This window comes from Klebsiella sp. WP8-S18-ESBL-06 (assembly GCF_014169755.1).
Taxonomy (GTDB): Bacteria; Pseudomonadota; Gammaproteobacteria; order Enterobacterales; family Enterobacteriaceae; genus Kluyvera; species Kluyvera ascorbata_B.
On the sequence record NZ_AP022256.1, the window covers coordinates 2,849,470 to 2,872,260 of the forward strand.

Below are 22,791 nucleotides of genomic sequence, written 5' to 3' on the forward strand. Positions count from 1 at the left end.
AGGAACACCCATGGAGCCACGCCGCGTTTCCGGCAAAAACCACTGGTATCACGAAACCCAGTCGAGAACCCAACACAGCGACGTGATGCCGCTGGTTCCCGAAGCCGCGCACGTAGACGACCGTTTTTTACTGGATCTCGCCCTGCCCGATGCGTTGCTAAACACCAATCTGCGCTGGTTGGGTGCCGCCACGCGGTTAGCCAATACCCTGTTCCCTGATACCGTCGCCGTCAGCCGTTTACAGACCTTCAGCGCGTACGACAGGCTGAGCACCGCGCTGACCGTCGCCCAGGTTTCCGGCGTTCAGCGGCTGTGTAACCACTATGCCGCACGCCTGGCGCCGTTGCCCGGCCCGGACTCCTCGCGTGAAAGCAACCGCCGTCTGGCGCAAATTACGGAATATGCCCGCCAGCTCGCCAGCTCGCCGTCAATCATCACGCCACGCGCGCGCCAGCAGTTGGACGACGTTGGCCTGACGCTCCACGATATGATTCTCATCAACCAGATCGTGGGGTTTGTCGGCTTCCAGGCGCGAGTGGTGGCGATATTCCAGGCTCAGCTCGGCTTTCCGGTGCGCTGGATCCCCGGCATGCCGGTGCAGGAAGATGCTGACGCCGAACGTTTTCGCCACGAGAACGCGCGCTGGCACAGCGATCTGCCGACCATTGAGGCCCAGCAGGCCAATACCCCGCAGAGTGATGTTCTCGCCCGCTGGCAACATCTGCCTGAGCTGAACGCACTGGCGCCGGTACTGGCGCACGAGGCGGCGCTGCTTGATGGCTTTGGCGAGCTGATTAATGCGTTAACTTTCGCCCACCCGATGCTGCCGCTGGCGGCGCTGATCCCGGCGCGCGTCAATGGCAGCGTCAGCTGCTTTAACCATTACAGCACCCTCTGGCAAGGCGCCAGCGGCCTGCCCGACGCTGTGCGTAACGGCGAGCGCGCGATTCAGGCCTGGAGCCACCACTATCCCTGCGAGCGCGCGCTTGCGCTGGCAACACAGCTGTTGACCCGCGCGCCGGACCGATTTAGCGCCGCGCAGCTGAGCCCGCTCGCCGAGCACGGCATATCAACACCTGACGCAATTGCGCTGCTGGTCTGGAGCGCGCTGAGCGGCTGGCTAAACCGGCTGCGCATCGCGTTTAGTAGCGCACAACAAGTTACGTAAAAGGGTGAAAGAGCGCTTGCTGCAACCCATCGATTCGCGTAAAAATGTCAGCCGCTCTTTTGGCCACGAAAATAGATCAATATGCTTCAGGACAACCCGCTGCTTGCGCAGCTAAAACAGCAACTCCATTCCCAAACGCCCCGCGCGGAAGGGGTCGTCAAAGCCACGGAAAAAGGTTTCGGTTTCCTCGAAGTCGACGCACAGAAAAGCTACTTTATTCCGCCGCCGCAGATGAAAAAAGTGATGCACGGCGACCGCATTATCGCGGTAATTCACTCTGAAAAAGAGAAAGAGAGCGCCGAGCCCGAAGAACTGGTTGAGCCGTTCCTGACTCGCTTTGTGGGCAAGGTTCACCGCAAAGACGATCGTCTGTCTATCGTGCCTGACCATCCGCTGTTGAAAGATGCGATTCCATGCCGCGCTGAACGCGGCGTAACTCATGATTTTAAAGAGGGTGACTGGGCCGTTGCTGAAATGCGCCGTCATCCGCTGAAAGGCGATCGTAGCTTCTACGCCGAACTCACCCAGTTTATCACCTACGGTGACGACCACTTTGTGCCGTGGTGGGTCACCCTCGCCCGTCACAATCTGGAAAAAGAAGCGCCGAACGGCGTCGCCACCGAAATGCAGGACGAAGGTCTTGAGCGCCGCGATCTGACCGCGCTGGACTTCGTCACTATCGACAGCGCCAGCACTGAAGATATGGATGATGCGCTGTACGTAGAAGAAGCGGCCGACGGCAAGCTGCTGCTCACCGTGGCCATCGCCGACCCAACCGCCTGGATAGTCGAAGGCAGCAAGCTGGATGAGGCGGCAAAAATCCGCGCATTCACCAACTATCTGCCGGGCTTCAATATTCCGATGCTGCCGCGTGAGCTGTCTGACGATTTGTGCTCCCTGCGCCCTAACGTCGTGCGTCCGGTGCTGGCCTGCCAAATGACGCTGGCCGCCGATGGCACCATCGAAGACAACATCGCGTTCTTCGCCGCCAACATCGAGTCGAAAGCCAAACTGGCCTATGACGACGTGTCCAACTGGCTGGAGAACACCGGTAGCTGGCAGCCGCAGAACGATGCCATTGCGCGCCAAATCACCCTGCTACAGCGCGTGTGCCAGCTGCGCAGCGAGTGGCGTAAAATCCACGCGCTGGTCTTTAAAGACCGCCCGGACTATCGCTTCGTCCTCGGTGAAAAAGGTGAAGTGCTGGATATCGTGGCCGAGCCGCGCCGCATTGCCAACCGCATCGTTGAAGAGTCGATGATCGCGGCGAACATCTGCGCTGCCCGCGTGCTGCGCGATAAGCTCGGGTTTGGTATTTACAATGTTCACACCGGCTTCACTCCGGACAACACGGAAGCGCTGGCCGCCCTGCTGAAAACCCATGACGTGCATGTTGATCCGGTTGAGGTTCTGACGCTACCGGGCTTCTGCAAGCTGCGCCGTGAGCTGGATGCACAGCCGTCGGGCTTCCTCGATAGCCGCATTCGCCGCTTCCAGTCGTTCGCTGAAATCAGCACGGAGCCGGGCCCGCACTTTGGGTTAGGGCTCGAAGCCTACGCCACCTGGACCTCACCGATTCGTAAGTACGGCGACATGATCAACCATCGTCTGCTGAAAGCAATCGTGAAAGGTGAAAGCGCAACGCGCCCTCAGGACGACGTTACCGTGCAGATGGCCGAACGCCGCCGTCTGAACCGCATGGCGGAACGCGACGTGGCCGACTGGCTCTACGCACGCTACCTCAATCTGCAGGCAGGTAAAGATACCCGCTTTGCCGCTGAGATTATCGACGTCAGCCGCGGCGGTATGCGCGTGCGTCTGGTTGATAACGGCGCGGTTGCCTTTATCCCGGCACCGTTCCTGCACGCCGTGCGCGACGAGCTGGTCTGCAGCCAGGAAAACGGCACCGTGCAAATCAAAGGCGAAGTGGTTTATAAAGTGACCGACGTTATTGATGTCACCATTGCGGAAGTCCGCATGGAGACACGCAGCGTGATTGCCCGACCAGCAGCATAATGCTGTAAAACGGCCCCTGACGGGGCCGTTTTTTTATCCGCGATACCCTTCTCTTTTTTTTCCAGCGAAATTACCCAAATGCGTTCACACTGAATACCAATGACGTGGAAATTGGTCTCATCAAACGCAGGTGTACGAGGGGAAGAAATGGAGAAATCTCTGGCACAAAGTCTGCTCGACCCAAACTCCAGTGAAAGCAGCCTGTACTGGCGTATGTCGCACGGTGAGTCCGCGCTGCATATGGGGACGGACCCCGACAGAAACACCGACCTCGCCATTCCGCTAAGCGAAGAAAGCGTCAGCCGTATTCGCGCCATGACCGTTACGACCTCAAGCGTGGCTATCTCTATTCAGCTCAACGGCTATGACGTGCCTGTTCATCTGATTGGCCGCAAAATCAGCTGTACCGAATGGGCCGGTACCGCCTCCTCCTGGTTCGACACCTCTTCCGTCGCCCGCGATCTTTTACAGGGTCTGCTGTTTGCCGAACAGGTCGTTTCCGAAGCCAATACCGTCATCGTTATCCTCGACCGTGAAGGCAAAATTCAGCGCTTTAACCGCCTGTGCGAGGAATACAGCGGTGTCAAAGAGCAGGACGTGATTGGTAAAACAGCGTTTGAGCTGTTTATGTCCGCCCCGGAGGCCGCCGCCGCCCGGGAAAACGTTGCCCATTTTTTTACTAACGGCGGGCCCTATGAAGTTGAACGCTGGATTAAAACCCGCAAGGGGCTACGCCTGTTTCTGTTCCGCAACCGCTTCGTCCACAGCGGCAGCGGCAAAAATGAAATCTACTTAATCTGCTCCGGCATCGATATTACCTAAGAGCGTAAGGCTCAGGAGCGGCTGCGGGTGCTGGCGAATACCGATACCATCACCGGCTTACCCAACCGTCACGCCATCACTGAGATGATCGGCCACGCCATTGACGCCCGCCAGGGGGACGAGCAGATTGGCATCGTCTATTTTGACCTCGATAACTTTAAGAAAGTGAACGATGCCTATGGCCACGTTTTTGGCGATCAGCTGTTGCAATCGGTCGCGCTGTCGATTTTAAGCTGCCTGGAAGAGGGTCAGACGCTGGCCCGGCTCGGCGGCGACGAATTTATCGTACTGGCGGTCAATACGTCGCAGGGGGCGTTAGAGGCGATGGCATCCAGGGTTCTGAGCCGCCTGCGCGATCCGTTCCGCATTGGGTTGCTTGAAGTTTACAGCGGCTGCTCGCTCGGCATTTCGCTCGCCCCGCAGCACGGTGAAGACCCGGAAAGCCTGATTCGCAATGCCGATACCGCCATGTACACCGCCAAGGAGCGCGGACGCGGTCGTTTTAGCATATTTTCCCCTGAGATGAATCTGCGGGTATTTGAATACCTGTGGCTGGACACCAACCTGCGCAAAGCACTGCAAAGCGATCAGCTCATCATTCACTATCAGCCCAAGGTGACGATGAACGGTGAAGTACAAAGCGTAGAGGCGCTGGTACGCTGGAATTCGCCGGAGCGCGGGCTGATCCCGCCGATGGACTTTATTGCCTACGCCGAGGAGTCCGGGCTGATTGTCCCGCTGGGGCGCTGGGTGATGCTGGAGGCTATCCGCCAGCTGGCGCAGTGGCGCGATCGCGGCATTCATCTGCGCGTCGCAGTGAACGTCTCAGCGCGCCAGCTGGTCGATCAATCCATCGTCAGCGACCTCAAACAGGCGCTAAAGGCGCAGCATTTTGCGGAATGCCCGATTGATATCGAGCTGACCGAAAGCTGTCTGATTGATAACGCGGAACTGGCGCTGGAGGTCATCAAGCAGTTTCGTTCGCTGGGCGCGCAAATCCATCTTGATGACTTCGGTACCGGCTATTCTTCTCTTTCGCAGCTGGCGCGTTTCCCTATTGATACCATCAAACTGGACCATCTTTTTGTGCATCACGTACACACGCATTCCGTATCGCAATCGCTCGTGCTGGCGATTATCGCGGTGGCCCGCGCGCTGAATTTACGCGTTATTGCCGAAGGCGTGGAGGATGCAAACGACGATGCATTTTTGACCCACAACGGCGTCGAGGAACGTCAGGGCTATTTTTTTGCCCGCCCCATGCCCGCATCCGAGCTGGAAAGCTGGCTGGCGGCGCGCCAGGGGGTTATAAGCTAAGCTTTTTTTTCACTTCTCTTTTGTCTGTAAATTTTGCATCATTGATTTCAATCGAATTTATTAACAGGATCCCACCATGTCCGAGCTCGATGCGCGCCAGGTTGCCCAACGTATTGATACCGTATTGGATATTCTGGTCGGCGGCGATACCCACTCCGCCATCAATAATCTGGAAATATTAAAAGCCGAGCTGCTGGCGTATGCCGCAGATGAACGCGATGCCAAAACAGGTCAGCCTAAATCCCCGTGGGAAATCTGACGCCATTTGCCCTGCCATCGCGTAACGGACGCCTTAGCATAGAGAAATTAATCGATTTATTATGAACGCCCGACAGCAAACTATTCTCCAACTGGTCATTGATAAAGGCCGTATGAGCGTCGCCGATCTGGCGAAAATGACCGGCGTATCGGAAGTGACGATTCGTCAGGACCTGAACCTGCTGGAAAAACAGAGCTACCTGCGCCGTACCCACGGCTATGCGGTGCCGCTGGACAGCGAAGACGTCGAAACGCGCATGATGAACAACTTCGCCCTCAAGCGTGAGCTGGCAGAGTTTGCCGCTTCGCTGGTTCGTCCGGGTGAAACCGTATTTATCGAAAACGGCAGCAGCAACGCCCTGCTCGCGCGCGCGCTGGCAACTCAGGCGGATATCACCATTATTACGGTCAGCAGCTATATTGCCCATCTGCTCAAAGAGACGCCGGGAGAAGTGATTCTGCTGGGCGGCATTTACCAGAAAAAAAGCGAGAGTATGGTCGGCCCACTGACGCGTCAGTATATTCAGCAGGTGCATTTCAGTAAGGCGTTTATCGGCATTGACGGCTGGCAGCCAGAGACTGGCTTTACCGGCCGCGATATGATGCGTGCCGATATCGTCAACGCCGTGCTGGAAAAAGGCAGCGAGGCGATTGTACTTAGCGACAGCTCGAAATTCGGTGCGATTCACCCTTACGCGCTCGGCCCGATGAGCGCATTCAACCGGGTGATCACCGACGATAATCTGACCACCGAAAAGCAGCTTCAGCTTGAGCAAACGGGTCTGACCGTGAACATCGTTAAACGCCCGTAACGCCTTGACCCGATGCGCACCGCGTCGGGTTGTTTCCCTTTCCCGCCCCCGCCTCGCTATGAGATTTTTCCGACCACGGAATTAAGAGTTTTTACCTGTCTACAACATCACAAAACCGTAAAATTAATGTTAGCGATATAACAGGAAGTAACTATCACTTGCGTGACTTTTAGCAGCAAAATTTACAACCTGCGCAACAAGCTTTACGGGAGAGGACCGCCTGCGATGTCTATAATGACGGTAGCGCTTCCGTGAATAGAAACATTCAGGAGAAACAAAATGACTTCAATGAGCAAAAAAATGGCTGCCGCGATGGTAGCAGTAACACTGGTCATGTCGCTGAGCGCATGTTCTAACTGGTCTAAACGTGACCGTAACACCGCGCTGGGTGCCGGTGCAGGTGCCATCGGTGGCGCAGTATTAACGGACGGCAGCGCCCTGGGTACGCTGGGTGGCGCGGCGGTTGGCGGGATTATCGGCCATCAGGTTGGCAAGTAAGTCGCACGCAGAATTGCAGGGCTCCGATGAAAATCGGGGCCCTTTTCATGGAGGCTACTCAGCCTCCCGCCAGCTTCACCTTCATGCCTTTCGCTTCCAGCAGTGATTTCAGCAGGTCACGTTTATCGCCCTGAATTTCAATCACGCCGTCCTTCACCGCACCGCCACAGCCGCATTTTTTCTTCAGTTCGGCGGCCAGCTTTGCCAGCGCATCGTCATCCAGATCGATGCCGGTAATCAGGCACACGCCCTTCCCTTTACGCCCGCTGATTTGGCGCTGTATACGCACAATACCATCGCCTTTCGGACGCGCTGCGACAACTTTCGGTTCGTCAATACGCCCGGTTTCCGTTGAGTAAACCAGACGGCTGTTCGTCTCGCTCATTACGCCCCCAGATTTAACGATGCGTTAATATCACGCAGAGTTTGTGCCGGATTGTCGGACTGCGTCACCGGACGACCAATCACCATATAGTCCACGCCCGCCGCCAGCGCCTGTTCCGGCGTCATAATACGACGCTGATCGCCCGCCGCGCTGCCAGCCGGACGAATACCCGGCGTCACCAGCTTAAACGCTTGTCCCAGCTCCTGCTTAAAGCGTACCGCTTCCTGCGCCGAGCATACCACGCCGTCCAGCCCGCAGTTCTTGGTCAGCGTCGCCAGCTTAGCCGCGTAGTCGGCCGGGGTCAGCGCGATGCCCAGATCCTGTAAGTCGCTGGACTCCATGCTGGTGAGCACGGTGACCGCAATCAGCAGCGGCGCATCGTGGCCAAACGGCACCAGCGCTTCACGCGCGGCGGTCATCATGCGCGCGCCGCCTGAAGCGTGGACGTTCACCATCCACACGCCGAGATCGGCTGCTGCCGCCACCGCGTGGGCGGTGGTGTTTGGGATATCGTGAAACTTCAGGTCGAGGAAAATATCAAAACCGCGCTGCTGTAAATCACGCACCAGCTGTGGGCCAAACAGCGTGAACATCTCCTTGCCGACCTTCAGGCGGCAGTCGCGCGGATCGATACGGTCAACGAAGGCGAGCGCCTTATCGCGATTATCATAGTCGAGAGCAACAACAACGGGAGAGGATGTGACGATACGAGAAGAAGATGAAGCAACGGACATGACTGGACCTTCTTGTTGATGGGCACGCGCGGTGCAGAAAAGGTAAACGGGCAGCATTCTACCTGCGTGACCCAGCAGGCACAATGGCAGAGGCGGCAACGGTGGGGAAATTAAAGTATGTTGTAACTAAGGAGGGCGTTTTTTTACAATTACTGCCCATCAAGGCCGCGAATTGGTTTTATGGTTGACCATGCCCGGCACGACGGGCAGTGCCAGTAAAGCGTATAAGCGGTGAAGCCGCACTTCTGGCAGCGGTAGCGCGGCTTGCTGCGCACCTGTTCGCCAACCATGTCGCGCAGTACCATCAGGCTCTCTTTCGCGCGCCCTTCTTCCGCCTCGTTGAGGTGGTAGTCCATCAGCTTATGGAACACGCGCATCGTCGGGTGACGCTGGAGCTGGCGCGTAACGTAGGTTTGCGCCGCGTCGCTGCCTTTGCTCTGCTCCACGACCTGCGCGAGCATCAGTTCGGCCGCTGCGCCGGTGTTTTCTTCCACGCAACGCTGCAGGAACGGTTCCCACTCTTTGTCTTTGCCCAACTGGTGATAGCAGGTTTGCAGCATCTCGAGGGTTTCGCTAACCAGTTCTTTATCCTGGTTAATCACCCGCAGCAGGCTGTCCATGGCTTTGGCGTAGTCGCCTTTCGCCATCCACGCGCGGCCCATCATAATGGAGACACGGGCGCTGGACGGATCGGCCGCCGCGCCGCGCTTGAGTAACGACAGGGCTTTATCCAGCTCGTCGTTGCCCATCTGCTGAAGCGCCAGTTCACACCAGAAGTGGGCAATTTCGCCGCGGTGTTTGTCTTTACCCAGTTTGACCAGCCGCTCGGCGGTATCAATCGCCTTCTGCCAGTCGCTGGTAGCCTGATAAATTTGCAACAGCTGCTGCAACGCGCTAATGCGAAAATCGGTTTCGTCGACCAGTTGGCTGAACATATCTTCGGCGCGGTCGTACAGCCCGGCGGCCATATAGTCGCGACCAAGCTGCTGCACCGCCAGCAGACGCTGGTCGTAAGTTAAGGAGGCGCTTTCCATCAGCGTCTGGTGAATGCGGATAGCCCGGTCAACCTCGCCGCGTGAACGGAACAGGTTGCCCAGCGTCAGGTGCGCTTCCACGGTGCCGGTGTCCTCTTTCAGCATGTCGAGGAACAGGTCAACCGCTTTATCCTGCTGGTTGCTTAAAAGAAAGTTGACCCCTGCCACGTAGTCACGCGACAGGCGGTTCGCTTCGTCCTGTTTGGACTGTTGCGCACTTCTGCGGCCCATATACCAGCCATAGGCGGCGGCGACAGGCAAAAGCAGAAACAACAACTCCAGCATAGATAATTATTCCTTCGCCGCCGCTGCCGCCGGCGTTACCGCTGGGGCCGTCTCTGGGGCAAGTTGATGTTCCAGTCGTTTGATTTTACGTTCCGCACGCATCAGCGACACGCGCACACGCAGCCAGAACAGGCCACAAACCAGCCAACCAATGGCGAAGCCAACGGCAAACAGCACCGCAAGCAGCGTCGAAATTCTGAATTCACCCTGTGCCAGCAGATAGTTGAAGGTCACAAGCTGATCGTTTTGCGCACCCAGCGTCACTGAAATGACGAAAATCGCTAACACTAATAAGAAAATGAGTAAGTATTTCACATGACTTCCCGTTATGCGGCTTCTGCAGTGTTAACACAGCATCCAGCCTTATAAAATAACATCTTCACCGCGGCGACGAAATGGAAAAGCGTTCTGTAAGACCAGGATCTATGGGTGACAACGAAGGAAATCAACCCTTTTCCCCTTTTCATCGCTTCGCGCCCTGTTTTTATGTCTCTTTTTCCAGCAGCCCACAGTACCTCACGGCGAGCCAGCCGGCGAGCGTCGCCAGCACCCACGACATGACGGTGGCCACCATCAAATCCAGCGGCCAGTGCATCCCTAACAGCAGACGGCTGCCCATCACGGCAATCGCCCAGGCCATCATCAGCGCTACCGCAATCGCGCGACGCCGCGCCCACAGCAGCCCGGCGGCCAGCAGAGCCCAGGTTGCGGCAAACATGGTGTGTCCTGACGGGAACGCAAAACCGGTCTCTTTTTGCCAGTGATGGCGTAAAAAACCGGGAATATCACGCTGTTGCGCCAGCTGCTCTTTGACCAACGCCGAGCGTTCGCTCCGTTTTAAAGTGTAGAACTGCTCAACCGGGATTTGCTGCGTTTTTTCCAACCAGACCACAAACGGCCGGGGTTCCTGCACCATGCCCTTCACCAGCGATTTTGCCCCCTGCCCCAGCACAACCGCTGCACTCAGAATCAACACCAGCACAATCGCGCCACGCGGACGCGGGCGCAGCGCCCAGACAAACAGGCCGCATAGCAGCAGATGGGTGATAATCCCCCAGGGCTGAGTGACCGTTTCCGTTACCGCGTATAGCGCCTTGAGCCCCCAGCCGCTCGGCCCCGGAAGCCACTGCCAGCCGGTTATCCACACCGCGAGCGGCATCAGTAAAAGTATGGCGGCTCCAATAAGGGTTCGCGTGGCAATGGTCGGCATTTTTCTTCCTTTTTTCAGCGATGTCACAGTGTGGAAACCCAATAAAGTGTCAATTTTGTGCGCTTTAACGGCGGTCGCCCGCGCACGATTAGGTGAAGTAAAGCACGTTGTGGCAAAATAAGGAAAACAGAAGGCGTCGTTGGCGCTGACATAATCTGGAGAATCACATGCAGCTTAAACGTGTGGCAGAAGCCAAACTGCCAACCCCCTGGGGCGATTTCCTGATGGTGGGCTTTGAAGAACTGGCAACCGGGCACGACCACGTCGCGCTGGTTTTTGGTGATATTACCGGGCAAACGCCGGTGCTGTCGCGGGTACACTCTGAATGTTTGACCGGCGATGCGCTATTCAGCCTGCGCTGTGACTGTGGTTTCCAGCTTGAAGCCGCGCTGTCGCACATCGCGGAAGAAGGCCGTGGGATCCTGCTGTATCATCGCCAGGAGGGTCGCAACATTGGTCTACTGAATAAAATTCGTGCCTATGCGCTGCAGGATCAGGGCTACGATACCGTAGAAGCCAACCACCAGCTCGGCTTTGCCGCCGATGAGCGCGACTTCACCCTGTGCGCCGATATGTTCAAGCTGCTGGGCGTTGACGCGGTGCGTCTGCTGACCAACAACCCGAAGAAGGTCGAAATTCTGACCGAAGCGGGAATCAATATCGTGGAACGCGTGCCGCTGATCGTTGGCCGTAACCCGAAAAATGCCCACTATCTTGACACCAAAGCAGCCAAGATGGGGCATTTGCTGACTAAGTAATATTTGCGGTCGCCGTTACGTTCCTGAACGGCGACCGTCCCCCACCCTACAGCGAAATATTCAGCTCGCTCTGCGCATCAAAGATGTGACATTTCTCCATATCAAAGCAAAACCAAACCGGGCGGTGAAGACCGGCGTCAAGGATCTCTTTCGCATCGTCTGACGGTATTCGCGCCGTCATTTCAAACTCCCCTACCTGCAGATAGAGGAAGAACTCATGGCCCATATTTTCCGCACGGATCAGCGTGCCCCTACCGCCGCCTTCCGCGAACGGACGGACTGATACCGCAACATATTCAGGGCGAATGCCGAAGAACACGTCTTTGTCGATGTGGCCGACGACTTTACGCTGCTGCTGGGCGCTCAGCGGCAGCGTATCGTGGCCGACGGTCACGTGCAGCCCGTCCGCTTTTTTCAGTATTTTCGCCGGTTTGATGTTCATCTCCGGCGCGCCGATAAACCCGGCAACAAACATATTATGTGGATAGTGATAGAGGTTGTCCGGGGTATCGACCTGCATAATATGACCCAGCTTCATCACGCAGATGCGGTCGCCCATGGTCATTGCTTCGGTTTGATCGTGGGTGACGTAAACGGTGGTCGCCGGCTTACCCGATTGTTTGAGCTGTTTATGCAGGTCAGAAATACGGATGCGCATCGACGCACGCAGCTTAGCGTCAAGGTTAGACAGCGGTTCATCAAACAGGAACACGTCCGGCTTTTTCACAATCGCGCGGCCCACGGCCACACGCTGCGCCTGCCCACCGGAGAGCTGTCGCGGCAGACGGTCCAGCAGCTCTTCCAGCTCGAGGATTTTGGCGGCTTCGTTCACCTGGGCCGCAATCTGCTCTTTCGGCATTTTGCTCAGCTTCAGGCCGAACGCCAGGTTTTCACGCACGGTCATGTGCGGGTACAACGCATAGTTCTGGAACACCATCGCGATGCCGCGCGCTTTCGGCGCGAGGTTATTCACCACCTTGTCACCAATGCGAATTTCGCCGCCGCTGATGGTTTCAAGCCCTGCCAGCATGCGCAGGGTCGTCGATTTAGCGCAGCCGGATGGCCCGACGATCACCATGAATTCGCCTTCGGCGATTTTCAGGTCGATACCATGCACCGCTTTGAAGCCGTTGGAGTACACCTTTTCCAGTTTGTTAAAAATCACTTCAGCCATGATATTTTCCTTTTAACCTTTAATTCCGCTACTGGAGACACCCTGGACGAAGTAACGCTGCGCCAGGAAGAAGACAATGATCGAAGGCAGAATGGAGATACTTGCCATAGCCAGAATTTCGTTCCACGGCGCGCCTTCGGTGACGTCGATAGACATTTTCAACGCCAGGGCGATCGGGTACTTATCCACGCTGTAGACGTAGATCAGCGGACCGATAAAGTCGTTCATCGACCACATAAACTGGAACAGGGCCACGGAGATGATCGCCGGCTTCAGAATCGGCACCAGCACATACCACAGCACCTGAATGGAGTTACAGCCGTCAATCTGCGCGGCTTCTTCCATGTCACGCGGCACGCCGCGCAGGAACTGAATCAGCATAAAGACGAAGAACCCCTGAGTGGCGAATGCGGTGGGCAGATACAACGGCAGATAGCTGTTGAGCATGCCCATTTCGCGGAACATCAGGTACTGAGGAATCAACAGCACGGTGCTCGGCAGCAGCATGGTGGCAATCAGGGTTGCAAACCAGAATTTCTTCCCTGGGATGTCAAAACGGGCAAAACCGTAGGCCACGATGGTCGAGGAGATAATGGTCAGAATAACTTTCGGGATCACGTACTTGAAGGTGTTGAGCATGTAATGACCGAAGTGATATTCCGTACCGGTCTTCCAGCCGTTAATAAAGCCGTCCCAGGTGGCGTGTGAAGGCCACAGACTCAGCGTGGTGAAGATTTCATGGTTCGGTTTAAACGCGGCTGAGAACATCCACGCCAGCGGGTAAAGCATCAGCAGCCCCACCAGCATCAGGATGGTATAACGGATGTTGCGGCTGATCTTTTCACGCCGCAGCGTACGTGCAACCTCGCGCGCGGCTGCCATTTCCGAAGGGGTCTGGTGGGTCAGTTCACTCATTTTTGCCTCCCTTATCGGCAGAATAAAACACCCAGTATTTCGACGATTTAAAGGCAAGTAAGGCGAAGGTAGCCACGACCAGGAACAGCACCCACGCTAGCGCAGCGCCATAGCCCATATCGAAGTATTTAAAGGCGGTATCATAGATGTACAGCGAGAACAGGTAGGTGTAATACGTTGGGCCGCCGCCGGTGATAACATACGGCGCGGTAAATTCCTGAAAGGCACCGCTGGTTTGCATAATGAAGTTAAAGAAGATAACCGGGGTAATCAGCGGCACCGTGATTTTCAAAAACATCTGCCATTTTGTCGCACCGTCGATCATCGCCGCTTCATATTGCGACTGCGGGACGTTTTGCAATGCAGCGAGAAAGATCACCATCGACGAACCAAACTGCCATACGCTCAGCAGCGTGACCGAGAGCAGCGCTAAAGGCGGCTCCCCAAGCCAGTTAATCGGGTCAACGCCAAATACGCCAATAAAGCTGTTCAGCAGCCCATCAATGGCGAACAGCGCTCGCCACAGCACCGCAATCGCGACCGAACTGCCGAGGATCGAGGGAATGTAATAAGCCGTGCGAAAAAAACCGATGCCACGCAGCTTAAAGTTAAGCACGAAGGCAATGCACAGCGAAAACGCGAGCTTGAGGGGAATCGTGACAAAAACGTATGCAAAGGTCACCCCAAGGGACTTCCAGAACAGACCATCCTCCGTCAGCATATACCGGTAGTTTTCAATACCGGTAAACTGCGGCGGGCTCATCAGATCGTATTGAGTAAAACTCAATAGGAACGATGATACAAAGGGGAATGCGGTAAACACCAGTAACCCTATTATGTAGGGCGAGATCCATGCCAGACCTAATAGTTTATTTTCGTTCATAGATTCCTCTAATATATAAAAACATGCTGCGGTTGTCTCCTTACGGTCGAAAAAGCCATCTTGCTACGGCATTAAATAGCAGCTAATAAAAATTAGCTGTGAAGCCACACAGATTAATGAAAGAACATTTCATTTTTCTTTATCAGGTTGTATTATTGAAAAACAATATATTTCTGGAGGTACCGGCTATGACACTACGTCGCCACGCGACCTATTTCCCAGATAACGCCTCATTGATGATTAAACATATTGCCGATCAGGATATCTGCCCGCTGCACGCTCACGATTTCTATGAAATGGTCTGCGTTTCCTCCGGCAGCGGCATGCACGTCATTGACGGGATTTCCTGGCCCATCAGCCGCGGTTCCGTGTTCGTGGTGGCCCCGCATGAAGAGCACTACTTTGAGAAAGTGGAAAAGCTGTCGCTGCTGAATATTCTGATTCGTCCGGCCTTTCTCACACCGCCGCTGCTCGCCCTCCTCGCCGAATTTGCGCCAGAAAAACAGTTTATGGCGACCCATCAAACTCTTGTTCACAGCGCCTTTTACACGAATCAATTAAATGAAGAGCTGATTAATGAACTCGCTCACCGCCCCCTGATGCTCGAAACGTTATTAATACAGCTGGCAATATTCTTGCAGCGCGGTCATATTTCTCAGATTATTAATAACCGTGTAAAAGAAGACTCAATCATTTATTTACTGAATTATTTACATCATAATTACGCCAACGATGAGTTGAGCATCGACTATCTGGCAAGAAAGTTTAATAAATCGGTTTTAGCGCGAGTGGTGTAGAGCATGAACGCATTAATGATGCTGTTCAACATGCTGGGTCCGTTTTCCCTTTTGCAATCGTCCGTTTTGGGGGCCGTCACCGGCCCCCTTTTTTTAATGCAGCATATTGCGAATCACATAATGCAAAATGCCGTCGTTCTGGTAGTAGGTCAGCTCGGTTGCCGTATCAATTCGGCAGCGGCACAGCACGGTTTGCTGCTGACCGTCCGCGCGGGTGAACAGCACCGGAATAGTTGCGCCGGGCTTCAGTTGCTGTAACCCGCCGATATCAATCCGCTCTTCGCCGGTCAACTGCAGCGTTTTGCGCGTTTCGCCCTGCGGGAACTCCAGCGGCAGAATGCCCATACCGATCAGATTCGAGCGGTGAATACGTTCAAACGATTCGGCAATAACGACCCGAACGCCCAGCAGACGCGGGCCCTTTGCCGCCCAGTCGCGGCTGGATCCTGAGCCGTACTCTTTACCGGCAATCACCGCCAGCGGCGTTCCCTGGGCCTGATACTGCATGGCCGCGTCATAGATAGACATCACGTCGTTGCCCGGCAGCAGTCGCGTCATTCCCCCTTCAACGCCAGGCACCATCTCATTGCGGATACGGATGTTGGCGAACGTCCCGCGCATCATGACCAGATGGTTACCGCGGCGTGAGCCGTAGGAGTTGAAGTCGCGGCTGGCGACGCCGTTCTCCTGCAAATAGCGGCCAGCGGGGCTATCGGCCTTGATACTGCCCGCAGGGGAGATATGGTCGGTCGTCACCGAATCGCCGAGCATGGCCAGCACGCGAGCACCGTGGATATCCTCAACCGGATCGGGCGTTACGCCCATCTCATCAAAGAACGGCGACAGCCGGATGTAGGTTGAATTCGCCTGCCAGCCATAGGTATCAGAGGCAGGCACGCTGATGGCCTTCCACTCCGGCGTCCCCGCGAACACTTCTGCATACTCCTTATGGAACATATCGGTCGACACCTGCTGCACCGCATGCGCAATCTCAGCGCTGCTCGGCCAGATATCCTTCAGATATACCGTGTTACCCAGGCTATCCTCCCCAAGCGGCTCCTGCGTCAGGTCAACCGTCATGGTGCCCGCCAGCGCATAGGCCACCACCAGCGGCGGAGAAGCCAGCCAGTTGGTTTTCACCAGCGGATGAATACGCCCTTCAAAGTTACGGTTACCGGAGAGCACCGCCCCAACGGTTAAGTCGCCCTGCCTGATCGCGTGCTCAATCGGTTCCGGTAGCGGGCCGGAGTTGCCGATACAGGTTGTACAGCCATAGCCGACAAGATTAAAGCCCAACTGGTCGAGATACGGCGTCAGCCCGGCGTAATCCAGATATTCGGACACCACCTTCGATCCCGGTGCCAACGAGGCCTTGACCCAGGGTTTGGGCTTCAGGCCGCGCGCGACGGCGTTTTTCGCCAACAGCCCGGCGGCCATCAGCACGCTGGGATTGGACGTGTTGGTACACGACGTGATGGCCGCAATCACCACCGCCCCTTCCGGCAACGCATGCTGTTTACCATCGAGCGTGAAGCCAACGGCCGGTTTCGCACGCGGCGCGCCGTTAACCTCGAGCTCCGTCGCGGCGCTAAAGGCTTTCGGTACGCTGCCCAGCGCAACGCGGTCCTGCGGGCGCTTCGGCCCAGCCAGGCTGGCTTCGACAGTGCCCATATCCAACGCCAGCGTCTGACTGAATACCGGTTCGTCTCCGCTCTGTCGCCACATCCCCTGCGCTTTGGCGTAGGCTTCTACCAGCGCGACCTGCGCGTCGCTACGCCCGCTCAACCGCATATAGCCAAGGGTAACCTCATCAACCGGGAAAAAACCACAGGTTGCGCCGTACTCCGGCGCCATATTGGCAATCGTGGCACGGTCTGCCAGCGGCAAAGCGTCGAGCCCATCGCCGTAAAATTCGACAAATTTACCCACGACGCCAAGCTGACGCAGCATCTGAGTAACGGTCAGGACCAGGTCGGTGGCCGTAATGCCTTCACGCAGTTTACCGGTCAGCTTAAAGCCCACCACGTCAGGTATCAGCATGGAGACCGGCTGCCCCAGCATCGCCGCTTCGGCTTCAATACCCCCGACGCCCCAGCCCAGAACACCCAGACCATTAATCATCGTGGTATGAGAGTCGGTGCCGACCAGCGTGTCGGGATAGGCAACCCATTCATTGCCCTGCTGTTCGCTCCACACCGCCTGGCCAAGGTACTCAAGGTTGACCTGGTGGCAAATACCGGTGCCCGGCGGCACGACGCGGAAGCGGCTGAAGGCCTGCTGCCCCCAGCGCAAAAAGGTATAACGTTCGTGGTTACGCGCCATTTCGAGGCAGACGTTGTCATCAAACGCCTCATCATCGCCAAAGCGGTCCACCGTCACCGAGTGGTCAATCACCAGGTCGACCGGCGACAGCGGGTTAACCTTGTGGGTATCGCCGCCCAGCCGTTTTACCGCTTCACGCATGGCGGCCAGGTCCACCACCGCCGGTACGCCGGTGAAATCCTGCATCAGCACGCGCGCAGGGCGATAGGCAATTTCTCTGTCCGCATGGGCACCATGAAGCCAGCCGGCCAGCGCCTGAATATCCTGCGCGGTAACCGAGTCGCCATCCTGCCAGCGCAGCAGGTTTTCAAGTAAGACTTTGAGTGATTTGGGCAGGCGGGAGAGATCGCCCAAGGCTTCAGCGGCGCGCGCTAAACTGTAGTAGTGGTACGTTTTATTATCGACCTGTAGCGTTTCCTTGCAGGCCTCTCGTAGGGTTGACGACATAGCTCCTCCTTAAATGGCGGGAATTGCGGTACTCAGACACTCCTTAGGGTCCTTATTAAAGATAACACACAGGCCCGAACACGCCGGAAAAGGGCTCGGAATGACAAATGCGATCAACGCCTTATTCAGGGACAGCGATGGGACGTAATAAAGAGCTAAGGGGAATAGCAGGCTGGTAAACAGGAGGGATCGGACGGCGGCAAAACAGCTATATTGTTATTGTTTCTTATTCTCATCCTGATTGAAGAGTTCGATAAATTCCTTTTGCTCCGGCGTCAGTTTCCATTCTTCAGGGAGCTTAACCTTATTCTCATCATCGCGGGCCGGCTTCTCTACCAACGGGGCGCGAGGTTTCTTCGGCTTAATGCGTTCGGACGCCAGCATGTCAGCCCCAGAATTTCCAGATCAGCAGCGCAATGACAATCCAGAACAGCGCAGACCCGAGGAACACGCTCAGCCAGGCTTTACGTTTCACGCCTGATGCTTTATTTTCTGACGTCATTACCGCCCTCTCACAATCGATATTACTTATCACTTTCACACCAATTAATTGTTACAACTAATCATCATTGAGATAAATCCTAAGTAAATTTTAAGCAAAGATCCAGCGATTTTACGAACCCGCGGCGGAGATTTATTTAATCTTTTGACAGCCATGGGTTATTTACGCGAAGAAGTTTGCCTTACCTTAAATTTATTTCTACTTTTGTGGCTAAATGGCTAATAGAAACAATTCTTATTTCTTGAAATTGCAGGATGACAGCATAAAAAACAGGGGATTATTGGGGAGTATTATAAGCATTTCCGCCTTCAAGGGCTGAAGGCGGATAATCATTACGGATTACTTCTCAGGCAGCTTAATATCTTTAAACATGGCCTCGATATCTTCATTCGAGCGCAGCGCAACCGCTGTATCCACTACATCTCGGGTCAGGTGTGGGGCGAAACGCTGAATAAAATCATACATATAACTACGCAGGAAGGTGCTGCGACGGAAACCTATCTTAGTGGTGCTGTGGCTGAAAATACCGTCCGCATCGAGCTTCACCAGATCGGGGTCGGAAATCGGATCGACCGCCATGCTGGCAATCACCCCCACCCCGAGCCCCAGACGCACGTAGGTTTTAATCACGTCCGCATCGGTAGCGGTGAAGACGATGCGCGGCGTCAGGCCCGCGCGGTTAAATGCCGTATCCAGCTCAGAGCGGCCGGTAAAGCCGAAGGTGTAAGTGACCAGCGGGTACTGCGCCAGCTCTTCAATGGTGACCGACGTTTTCGACGCCAGCGGATGCTCCGGCGTCACCACGATAGAACGGTTCCAGTGATAGCACGGCAGCATAACTAAATCGTCATAAAGATGCAGCGCTTCGGTAGCAATAGCAAAGTCAGCGTTCCCCTTAGAGACCGCCTCGGCAATCTGAGTCGGCGACCCCTGGTGCATGTGCAGGGACACGCGCGGATAGCGCTCAATGAAGCCTTTAATCACGCCCGGCAGCGCATAGCGCGCCTGCGTATGGGTTGTCGCCACGTACAGCGAGCCTTTATCCGGCCAGGTGTGCTCCCCGGCAACCGACTTGATGGCGTCAACCTTCGACAGCACCTCTCGCGCAATGCGGATAATTTCCTGTCCAGCGGGGGTGACCTGCGTCAGATGTTTACCGCTACGGGCGAAAATCTGAATACCCAGCTCGTCCTCCAGCATTCTGACCTGCTTACTGATACCCGGCTGTGAAGTGTATAACCCTTCTGCGGTAGAGGAGACGTTGAGGTTATGGTTTACCACCTCAACGATATAGCGGAGCTGCTGTAATTTCATGCGGTTGTATCCAGTCTGTACTCAGAAATCGATCATAAAGACGATTTAATCATAAGAAATGCATCGGCTATAACCACTATATCATTTATAGCAAGTGTGTATAGATGGAAACAAAAAATAATAACGAGGTTATAAAAAAGGGCCGCAATGCGGCCCTTTGTGATGTTTTGATGAAAAACGTTACTTTTTCGCTTCGACCCATTTACCGTCAACGAAGAACGCTGACCAGCCCGTCGCTTTGCCGTCTTTTTCAGAGGCAACGTACTGCTGTTTGGTTTTACGGCTGAAACGCACCATCGTTTTGTTGCCCGCGGGATCCTGCTGCGGCGCGTCGGCCAGGTAGCGCAGTTTCTCCGGCAGACGGTCGCGGAAGCGGAACAGTTCTTCCACCAGCGGCGCGCGAGTTTCACGTGATTTCGGGAAGGTGTTAGCGGCCAGGAATACCCCAGCGGCGCCATCACGCAGCACGAAATAGGCGTCAGACTTCTCGCACGGCAGCTCCGGCAGCGGCACCGGATCTTCCTTCGGCGGCGCCACTTCACCGTTACGCAGAATTTTACGCGTGTTCTTACATTCGTCATTGGTGCAGGCCATGTACTTACCGAAACGCCCCATTTTCAGGTGCATCTCAGAACCACATTTTTCACACTCGACGATCGGACCGTCATAGCCCTTGATGCGGAACTCGCCTTCTTCAATCTCGTAGCCGTCGCAGGTCGGGTTGTTACCACAAACGTGCAGCTTACGCTTCGGATCGATCAGGTAGCTGTCCATCGCCGTGCCGCATTTCTGGCAGCGACGTTTGGCGCGCAGCGCATTGGTTTCGGCATCGTCGCCTTCCAGCACGTTGAGGACTTCGTTTTCCGGCACCAGGTTAATGGTGGTTTTGCAGCGTTCTTTCGGCGACAGCGCGTAGCCGGAACAGCCGAGGAACACACCGGTGCTGGCGGTACGAATCCCCATCTTACGGCCACAGGTCGGGCAGTCGATGCTGGTCAGTACCATCTCGTTCGGCTGCATGCCGCCCTCTTCTGGCGGCTTCTCAGCTTTTTCGAGCTGCTTGGTGAAATCACCAAAGAACAGATCCAGCACCTGCTTCCACTCGGCTTCATGGTTCGCCACGCGGTCGAGGTGGTCTTCCATCTGCGCGGTAAAGTCGTAGTTCATCAGCTCGCGGAAGTTCTCTTCCAGACGATCGGTGACGATCTCGCCCATTTTTTCCGCGTAGAAACGGCGGTTTTCGGTACGCACGTAGCCGCGGTCCTGAATGGTCGAAATGATCGACGCATAGGTAGACGGACGGCCAATTCCGCGTTTTTCCAGCTCTTTCACCAGCGATGCTTCGCTAAAGCGCGCAGGCGGTTTGGTGAAGTGCTGCGCAGGGGTCAGTTCAACCAGGCTCAGTTTATCGCCCTGGTTGACCATCGGCAGCGTGCGGTCTTCATCGCCTTTACGCAGCGCTGGCATCACTTTAGTCCAGCCGTCGAAGCGCAGCGTACGACCGCGCGCTTTGAGTTTGAAATCCCCGGCCTTCACGGTCAGCGTGGTGGAGTCATACTGTGCCGGCGTCATCTGACAGGCCACGAACTGGCGCCAGATCAGCTGATACAGCTTCTGCGCGTCCGCTTCCATGTCTTTCAGCGCTTCCGCCTGAACGGAAACGTCGGAAGGACGAATCGCTTCGTGCGCTTCCTGCGAGTTCTCTTTGCTGGCGTACTGGTTCGGGTTCTCCGGCAAATATTTTTTACCGAAGTTATCGCCGATATAGTCGCGAACCATGTTGACCGCATCCTGACTCAGGTTGGTTGAGTCGGTACGCATGTAGGTGATGTAGCCCGCTTCATACAGGCGCTGCGCCATCATCATGGTTTTCTTCACGCCAAAGCCCAGACGGGTGCTTGCCGCCTGCTGCAACGTGGAGGTAATAAACGGCGCACCCGGCTTGCTGCTGGTCGGCTTATCTTCACGTTCCAGCACGCTATAGCTGGCTTTTTCCAGCAGGCTGACCGCCGCCATGGTTTCGTCACGGTTTACCGGACGGAACGGCTTGTCACCCTGATGGGTTACCTCCAGCGCCAGCGCATCGCCGCTCGGCGTGGTGGTGCTGGCGTCAACTTCCCAGAACTCTTCCGGAACGAAGGCTTTAATTTCGCGCTCGCGCTCTACGACCAGGCGCACCGCAACGGACTGTACGCGACCGGCGGATAAACCACGGGCGATCTTTTTCCACAGCAGCGGCGAGACCATATAACCCACAACGCGGTCCATAAAGCGACGCGCCTGCTGGGCGTTAACACGGTCGATGTTCAGTTCGCCCGGCTTTTCGAAAGCCTGACGAATCGCATTCTTGGTAATTTCGTTAAACACCACGCGGCTGTAGCGCGTTTCATCTCCACCGATCACTTCCCGCAGGTGCCATGCAATGGCCTCCCCTTCGCGGTCAAGGTCGGTTGCGAGATAGATGTGGTCGGCTTTTTCCGCCAGCTGTTTGAGTTCCGAAACTACCTTTTCTTTGCCTGGCAGCACTTCATAGTGTGCCGCCCAGTCATGCCATGGGTCGACGCCCATGCGGTTAACCAGCGCGCCTCGTTCATCCTTTTTAGGCTTTTTGGCCGTTTTGGTGGAGGTAGAGTCAGCGCTCTTTTTGGCGGCTGAGCCACTTGTCGGCAAATCGCGGATATGACCGACGCTGGACTTAACCACGTAGTCATTACCCAGATACTTATTGATCGTTTTGGCTTTTGCCGGGGACTCAACGATAACGAGAGCTTTACCCATATTCACCTTTACCTAATTTGATTCTTCCAGGAATACATCGCACATGTTCCACATCCCACTGGCGACAAACCTTGTATGTTGCGGCAACGCCAATGGATATCAACCCTTTACTGACCGGCTTTTGAGGCAAGCGGCCAGGCGGCTGAGTTTACAGACTTTTTTTCGTCAGGTGCTATAGCACGAAGAATATTTGGTCGAATGTCAAGCAAATCTGCTGCCAGATTGCCGAAAGCGTCACACTGTACCTGATAAAATTCGTTACGCAACTTTATTAGCATGCAAACACCATTCGTGCCAACTTTGCGATAAAATGATTGCCCCTGGTAAACGTCGGGAATATTTGCCCACAGCATCCTCCCGGC

General features: G+C 55.6%; 20 protein-coding genes and 1 pseudogene. 8 read left to right on the forward strand and 13 right to left on the reverse strand.

Going from position 1 to position 22,791, the window contains the following annotated elements; genetic code table 11:
- The first annotated feature begins 10 nt into the window (after nt 1-10).
- The 6 genes and pseudogenes from H7R76_RS13670 to osmB all read left to right on the forward strand — a co-directional run bounded on the left by H7R76_RS13670 (nt 11) and on the right by osmB (nt 6,891).
- A complete protein-coding gene (locus H7R76_RS13670) occupies nt 11-1,168 on the forward strand; it encodes a carboxymuconolactone decarboxylase family protein (RefSeq protein ID WP_182965527.1) in 1,158 nt (385 codons plus the stop codon).
- Between the two features lie 81 nt (nt 1,169-1,249).
- Nucleotides 1,250-3,184, forward strand: a complete 1,935-nt coding sequence (locus tag H7R76_RS13675) for an exoribonuclease II (RefSeq protein ID WP_182965529.1) — start codon at nt 1,250-1,252, stop codon at nt 3,182-3,184.
- A gap of 147 nt (nt 3,185-3,331) precedes the next feature.
- Nucleotides 3,332-5,323: pseudogene (gene pdeR / locus H7R76_RS13680) on the forward strand (cyclic di-GMP phosphodiesterase).
- A 76-nt stretch (nt 5,324-5,399) separates the two neighbouring features.
- Nucleotides 5,400-5,582: a YciZ family protein gene (locus H7R76_RS13685; protein ID WP_106929007.1), complete on the forward strand. Its 183-nt coding sequence runs from the start codon at nt 5,400-5,402 to the stop codon at nt 5,580-5,582.
- 61 nt (nt 5,583-5,643) lie between these two features.
- Nucleotides 5,644-6,393, forward strand: coding sequence for a DNA-binding transcriptional regulator YciT (gene yciT, locus H7R76_RS13690; RefSeq protein WP_106929009.1), 750 nt, complete (start codon nt 5,644-5,646; stop codon nt 6,391-6,393).
- Between the two features lie 279 nt (nt 6,394-6,672).
- The gene (gene osmB, locus H7R76_RS13695) at nt 6,673-6,891 is read left to right on the forward strand and encodes an osmotically-inducible lipoprotein OsmB (protein ID WP_064545993.1); all 219 of its coding nucleotides are present in this window, start codon (nt 6,673-6,675) and stop codon (nt 6,889-6,891) included.
- Nucleotides 6,892-6,949: 58 nt separating this feature from the next.
- Here the strand turns inward: osmB and yciH are convergent, their stop codons facing one another.
- The 5 genes from yciH to pgpB all read right to left on the reverse strand — a co-directional run bounded on the left by yciH (nt 6,950) and on the right by pgpB (nt 10,539).
- Nucleotides 6,950-7,276 (reverse strand): stress response translation initiation inhibitor YciH, encoded by a 327-nt coding sequence (gene yciH, locus H7R76_RS13700; RefSeq protein WP_106929011.1) that lies wholly within the window; start codon nt 7,274-7,276, stop codon nt 6,950-6,952.
- A complete protein-coding gene (pyrF, locus tag H7R76_RS13705) occupies nt 7,276-8,010 on the reverse strand; it encodes an orotidine-5'-phosphate decarboxylase (protein WP_181358023.1) in 735 nt (244 codons plus the stop codon). Before pyrF ends, yciH begins: the two co-directional genes overlap by 1 nt.
- A 149-nt stretch (nt 8,011-8,159) precedes the next feature.
- Nucleotides 8,160-9,329 (reverse strand): lipopolysaccharide assembly protein LapB, encoded by a 1,170-nt coding sequence (gene lapB / locus H7R76_RS13710; RefSeq protein WP_106929014.1) that lies wholly within the window; start codon nt 9,327-9,329, stop codon nt 8,160-8,162.
- A gap of 6 nt (nt 9,330-9,335) precedes the next feature.
- The gene (locus H7R76_RS13715; protein ID WP_106929017.1) at nt 9,336-9,644 is read right to left on the reverse strand and encodes a LapA family protein; all 309 of its coding nucleotides are present in this window, start codon (nt 9,642-9,644) and stop codon (nt 9,336-9,338) included.
- 169 nt (nt 9,645-9,813) lie between these two features.
- The gene (gene pgpB, locus H7R76_RS13720) at nt 9,814-10,539 is read right to left on the reverse strand and encodes a phosphatidylglycerophosphatase B (protein WP_182928279.1); all 726 of its coding nucleotides are present in this window, start codon (nt 10,537-10,539) and stop codon (nt 9,814-9,816) included.
- Nucleotides 10,540-10,706: 167 nt separating this feature from the next.
- On the opposite strand from pgpB, the gene ribA reads away from it, so the two are divergent.
- Nucleotides 10,707-11,297 carry a GTP cyclohydrolase II gene (ribA, locus tag H7R76_RS13725; protein ID WP_106929021.1) on the forward strand — a complete coding sequence of 197 codons (591 nt, stop codon included), beginning with the start codon at nt 10,707-10,709 and terminating at the stop codon, nt 11,295-11,297.
- Nucleotides 11,298-11,343: 46 nt separating this feature from the next.
- Here the strand turns inward: ribA and H7R76_RS13730 are convergent, their stop codons facing one another.
- From H7R76_RS13730 to H7R76_RS13740, 3 genes are read right to left on the reverse strand one after another with little or no spacing between them, the layout of a single operon-like run.
- Entirely contained in the window at nt 11,344-12,471 is a 1,128-nt protein-coding gene (locus tag H7R76_RS13730) for an ABC transporter ATP-binding protein (RefSeq protein WP_106929023.1), read from the reverse strand.
- 12 nt (nt 12,472-12,483) lie between these two features.
- A complete protein-coding gene (locus H7R76_RS13735; RefSeq protein ID WP_106929025.1) occupies nt 12,484-13,386 on the reverse strand; it encodes a carbohydrate ABC transporter permease in 903 nt (300 codons plus the stop codon).
- Nucleotides 13,379-14,269, reverse strand: a complete 891-nt coding sequence (locus H7R76_RS13740) for a carbohydrate ABC transporter permease (RefSeq protein ID WP_106929027.1) — start codon at nt 14,267-14,269, stop codon at nt 13,379-13,381. The genes H7R76_RS13735 and H7R76_RS13740 overlap by 8 nt, the downstream gene beginning before the upstream one ends.
- A 116-nt stretch (nt 14,270-14,385) precedes the next feature.
- On the opposite strand from H7R76_RS13740, the gene H7R76_RS13745 reads away from it, so the two are divergent.
- Nucleotides 14,386-15,066 carry an AraC family ligand binding domain-containing protein gene (locus H7R76_RS13745; protein WP_182965531.1) on the forward strand — a complete coding sequence of 227 codons (681 nt, stop codon included), beginning with the start codon at nt 14,386-14,388 and terminating at the stop codon, nt 15,064-15,066.
- Nucleotides 15,067-15,159: 93 nt separating this feature from the next.
- On the opposite strand, the gene acnA is transcribed toward H7R76_RS13745, so the two are convergent.
- The 5 genes from acnA to topA form a co-directional block, all read right to left on the reverse strand.
- A complete protein-coding gene (gene acnA, locus H7R76_RS13750) occupies nt 15,160-17,835 on the reverse strand; it encodes an aconitate hydratase AcnA (protein WP_182965533.1) in 2,676 nt (891 codons plus the stop codon).
- Nucleotides 17,836-18,051: 216 nt separating this feature from the next.
- Nucleotides 18,052-18,219 (reverse strand): YciX family protein, encoded by a 168-nt coding sequence (locus H7R76_RS13755; RefSeq protein WP_182929035.1) that lies wholly within the window; start codon nt 18,217-18,219, stop codon nt 18,052-18,054.
- 1 nt (nt 18,220) lies between these two features.
- The gene (locus tag H7R76_RS13760) at nt 18,221-18,370 is read right to left on the reverse strand and encodes a YmiA family putative membrane protein (RefSeq protein WP_484132387.1); all 150 of its coding nucleotides are present in this window, start codon (nt 18,368-18,370) and stop codon (nt 18,221-18,223) included.
- A gap of 306 nt (nt 18,371-18,676) precedes the next feature.
- Nucleotides 18,677-19,651 carry an HTH-type transcriptional regulator CysB gene (gene cysB, locus H7R76_RS13765; protein ID WP_035892921.1) on the reverse strand — a complete coding sequence of 325 codons (975 nt, stop codon included), beginning with the start codon at nt 19,649-19,651 and terminating at the stop codon, nt 18,677-18,679.
- A 180-nt stretch (nt 19,652-19,831) separates the two neighbouring features.
- On the reverse strand, nt 19,832-22,429 hold the full coding sequence (gene topA / locus H7R76_RS13770; RefSeq protein WP_106929035.1) for a type I DNA topoisomerase: 2,598 nt from the start codon (nt 22,427-22,429) through the stop codon (nt 19,832-19,834).
- Nucleotides 22,430-22,791 lie beyond the last annotated feature (362 nt).

Excerpts from the sequence above, each read along its gene's own strand:
- H7R76_RS13670 (WP_182965527.1), top strand. The coding sequence starts at position 11 with ATGGAGCCACGCCGCGTTTCCGGCAAAAACCACTGGTATCACGAAACC.
- H7R76_RS13675 (WP_182965529.1), top strand. The coding sequence starts at position 1,250 with ATGCTTCAGGACAACCCGCTGCTTGCGCAGCTAAAACAGCAACTCCAT.
- H7R76_RS13685 (WP_106929007.1), top strand. The coding sequence starts at position 5,400 with ATGTCCGAGCTCGATGCGCGCCAGGTTGCCCAACGTATTGATACCGTA.
- yciT (WP_106929009.1), top strand. The coding sequence starts at position 5,644 with ATGAACGCCCGACAGCAAACTATTCTCCAACTGGTCATTGATAAAGGC.
- osmB (WP_064545993.1), top strand. The coding sequence starts at position 6,673 with ATGACTTCAATGAGCAAAAAAATGGCTGCCGCGATGGTAGCAGTAACA.
- yciH (WP_106929011.1), bottom strand. The coding sequence starts at position 7,276 with ATGAGCGAGACGAACAGCCGTCTGGTTTACTCAACGGAAACCGGGCGT.
- pyrF (WP_181358023.1), bottom strand. The coding sequence starts at position 8,010 with ATGTCCGTTGCTTCATCTTCTTCTCGTATCGTCACATCCTCTCCCGTT.
- lapB (WP_106929014.1), bottom strand. The coding sequence starts at position 9,329 with ATGCTGGAGTTGTTGTTTCTGCTTTTGCCTGTCGCCGCCGCCTATGGC.
- pgpB (WP_182928279.1), bottom strand. The coding sequence starts at position 10,539 with ATGCCGACCATTGCCACGCGAACCCTTATTGGAGCCGCCATACTTTTA.
- ribA (WP_106929021.1), top strand. The coding sequence starts at position 10,707 with ATGCAGCTTAAACGTGTGGCAGAAGCCAAACTGCCAACCCCCTGGGGC.
- H7R76_RS13730 (WP_106929023.1), bottom strand. The coding sequence starts at position 12,471 with ATGGCTGAAGTGATTTTTAACAAACTGGAAAAGGTGTACTCCAACGGC.
- H7R76_RS13735 (WP_106929025.1), bottom strand. The coding sequence starts at position 13,386 with ATGAGTGAACTGACCCACCAGACCCCTTCGGAAATGGCAGCCGCGCGC.
- H7R76_RS13740 (WP_106929027.1), bottom strand. The coding sequence starts at position 14,269 with ATGAACGAAAATAAACTATTAGGTCTGGCATGGATCTCGCCCTACATA.
- H7R76_RS13745 (WP_182965531.1), top strand. The coding sequence starts at position 14,386 with ATGAAAGAACATTTCATTTTTCTTTATCAGGTTGTATTATTGAAAAAC.
- acnA (WP_182965533.1), bottom strand. The coding sequence starts at position 17,835 with ATGTCGTCAACCCTACGAGAGGCCTGCAAGGAAACGCTACAGGTCGAT.
- H7R76_RS13755 (WP_182929035.1), bottom strand. The coding sequence starts at position 18,219 with ATGCTGGCGTCCGAACGCATTAAGCCGAAGAAACCTCGCGCCCCGTTG.
- cysB (WP_035892921.1), bottom strand. The coding sequence starts at position 19,651 with ATGAAATTACAGCAGCTCCGCTATATCGTTGAGGTGGTAAACCATAAC.
- topA (WP_106929035.1), bottom strand. The coding sequence starts at position 22,429 with ATGGGTAAAGCTCTCGTTATCGTTGAGTCCCCGGCAAAAGCCAAAACG.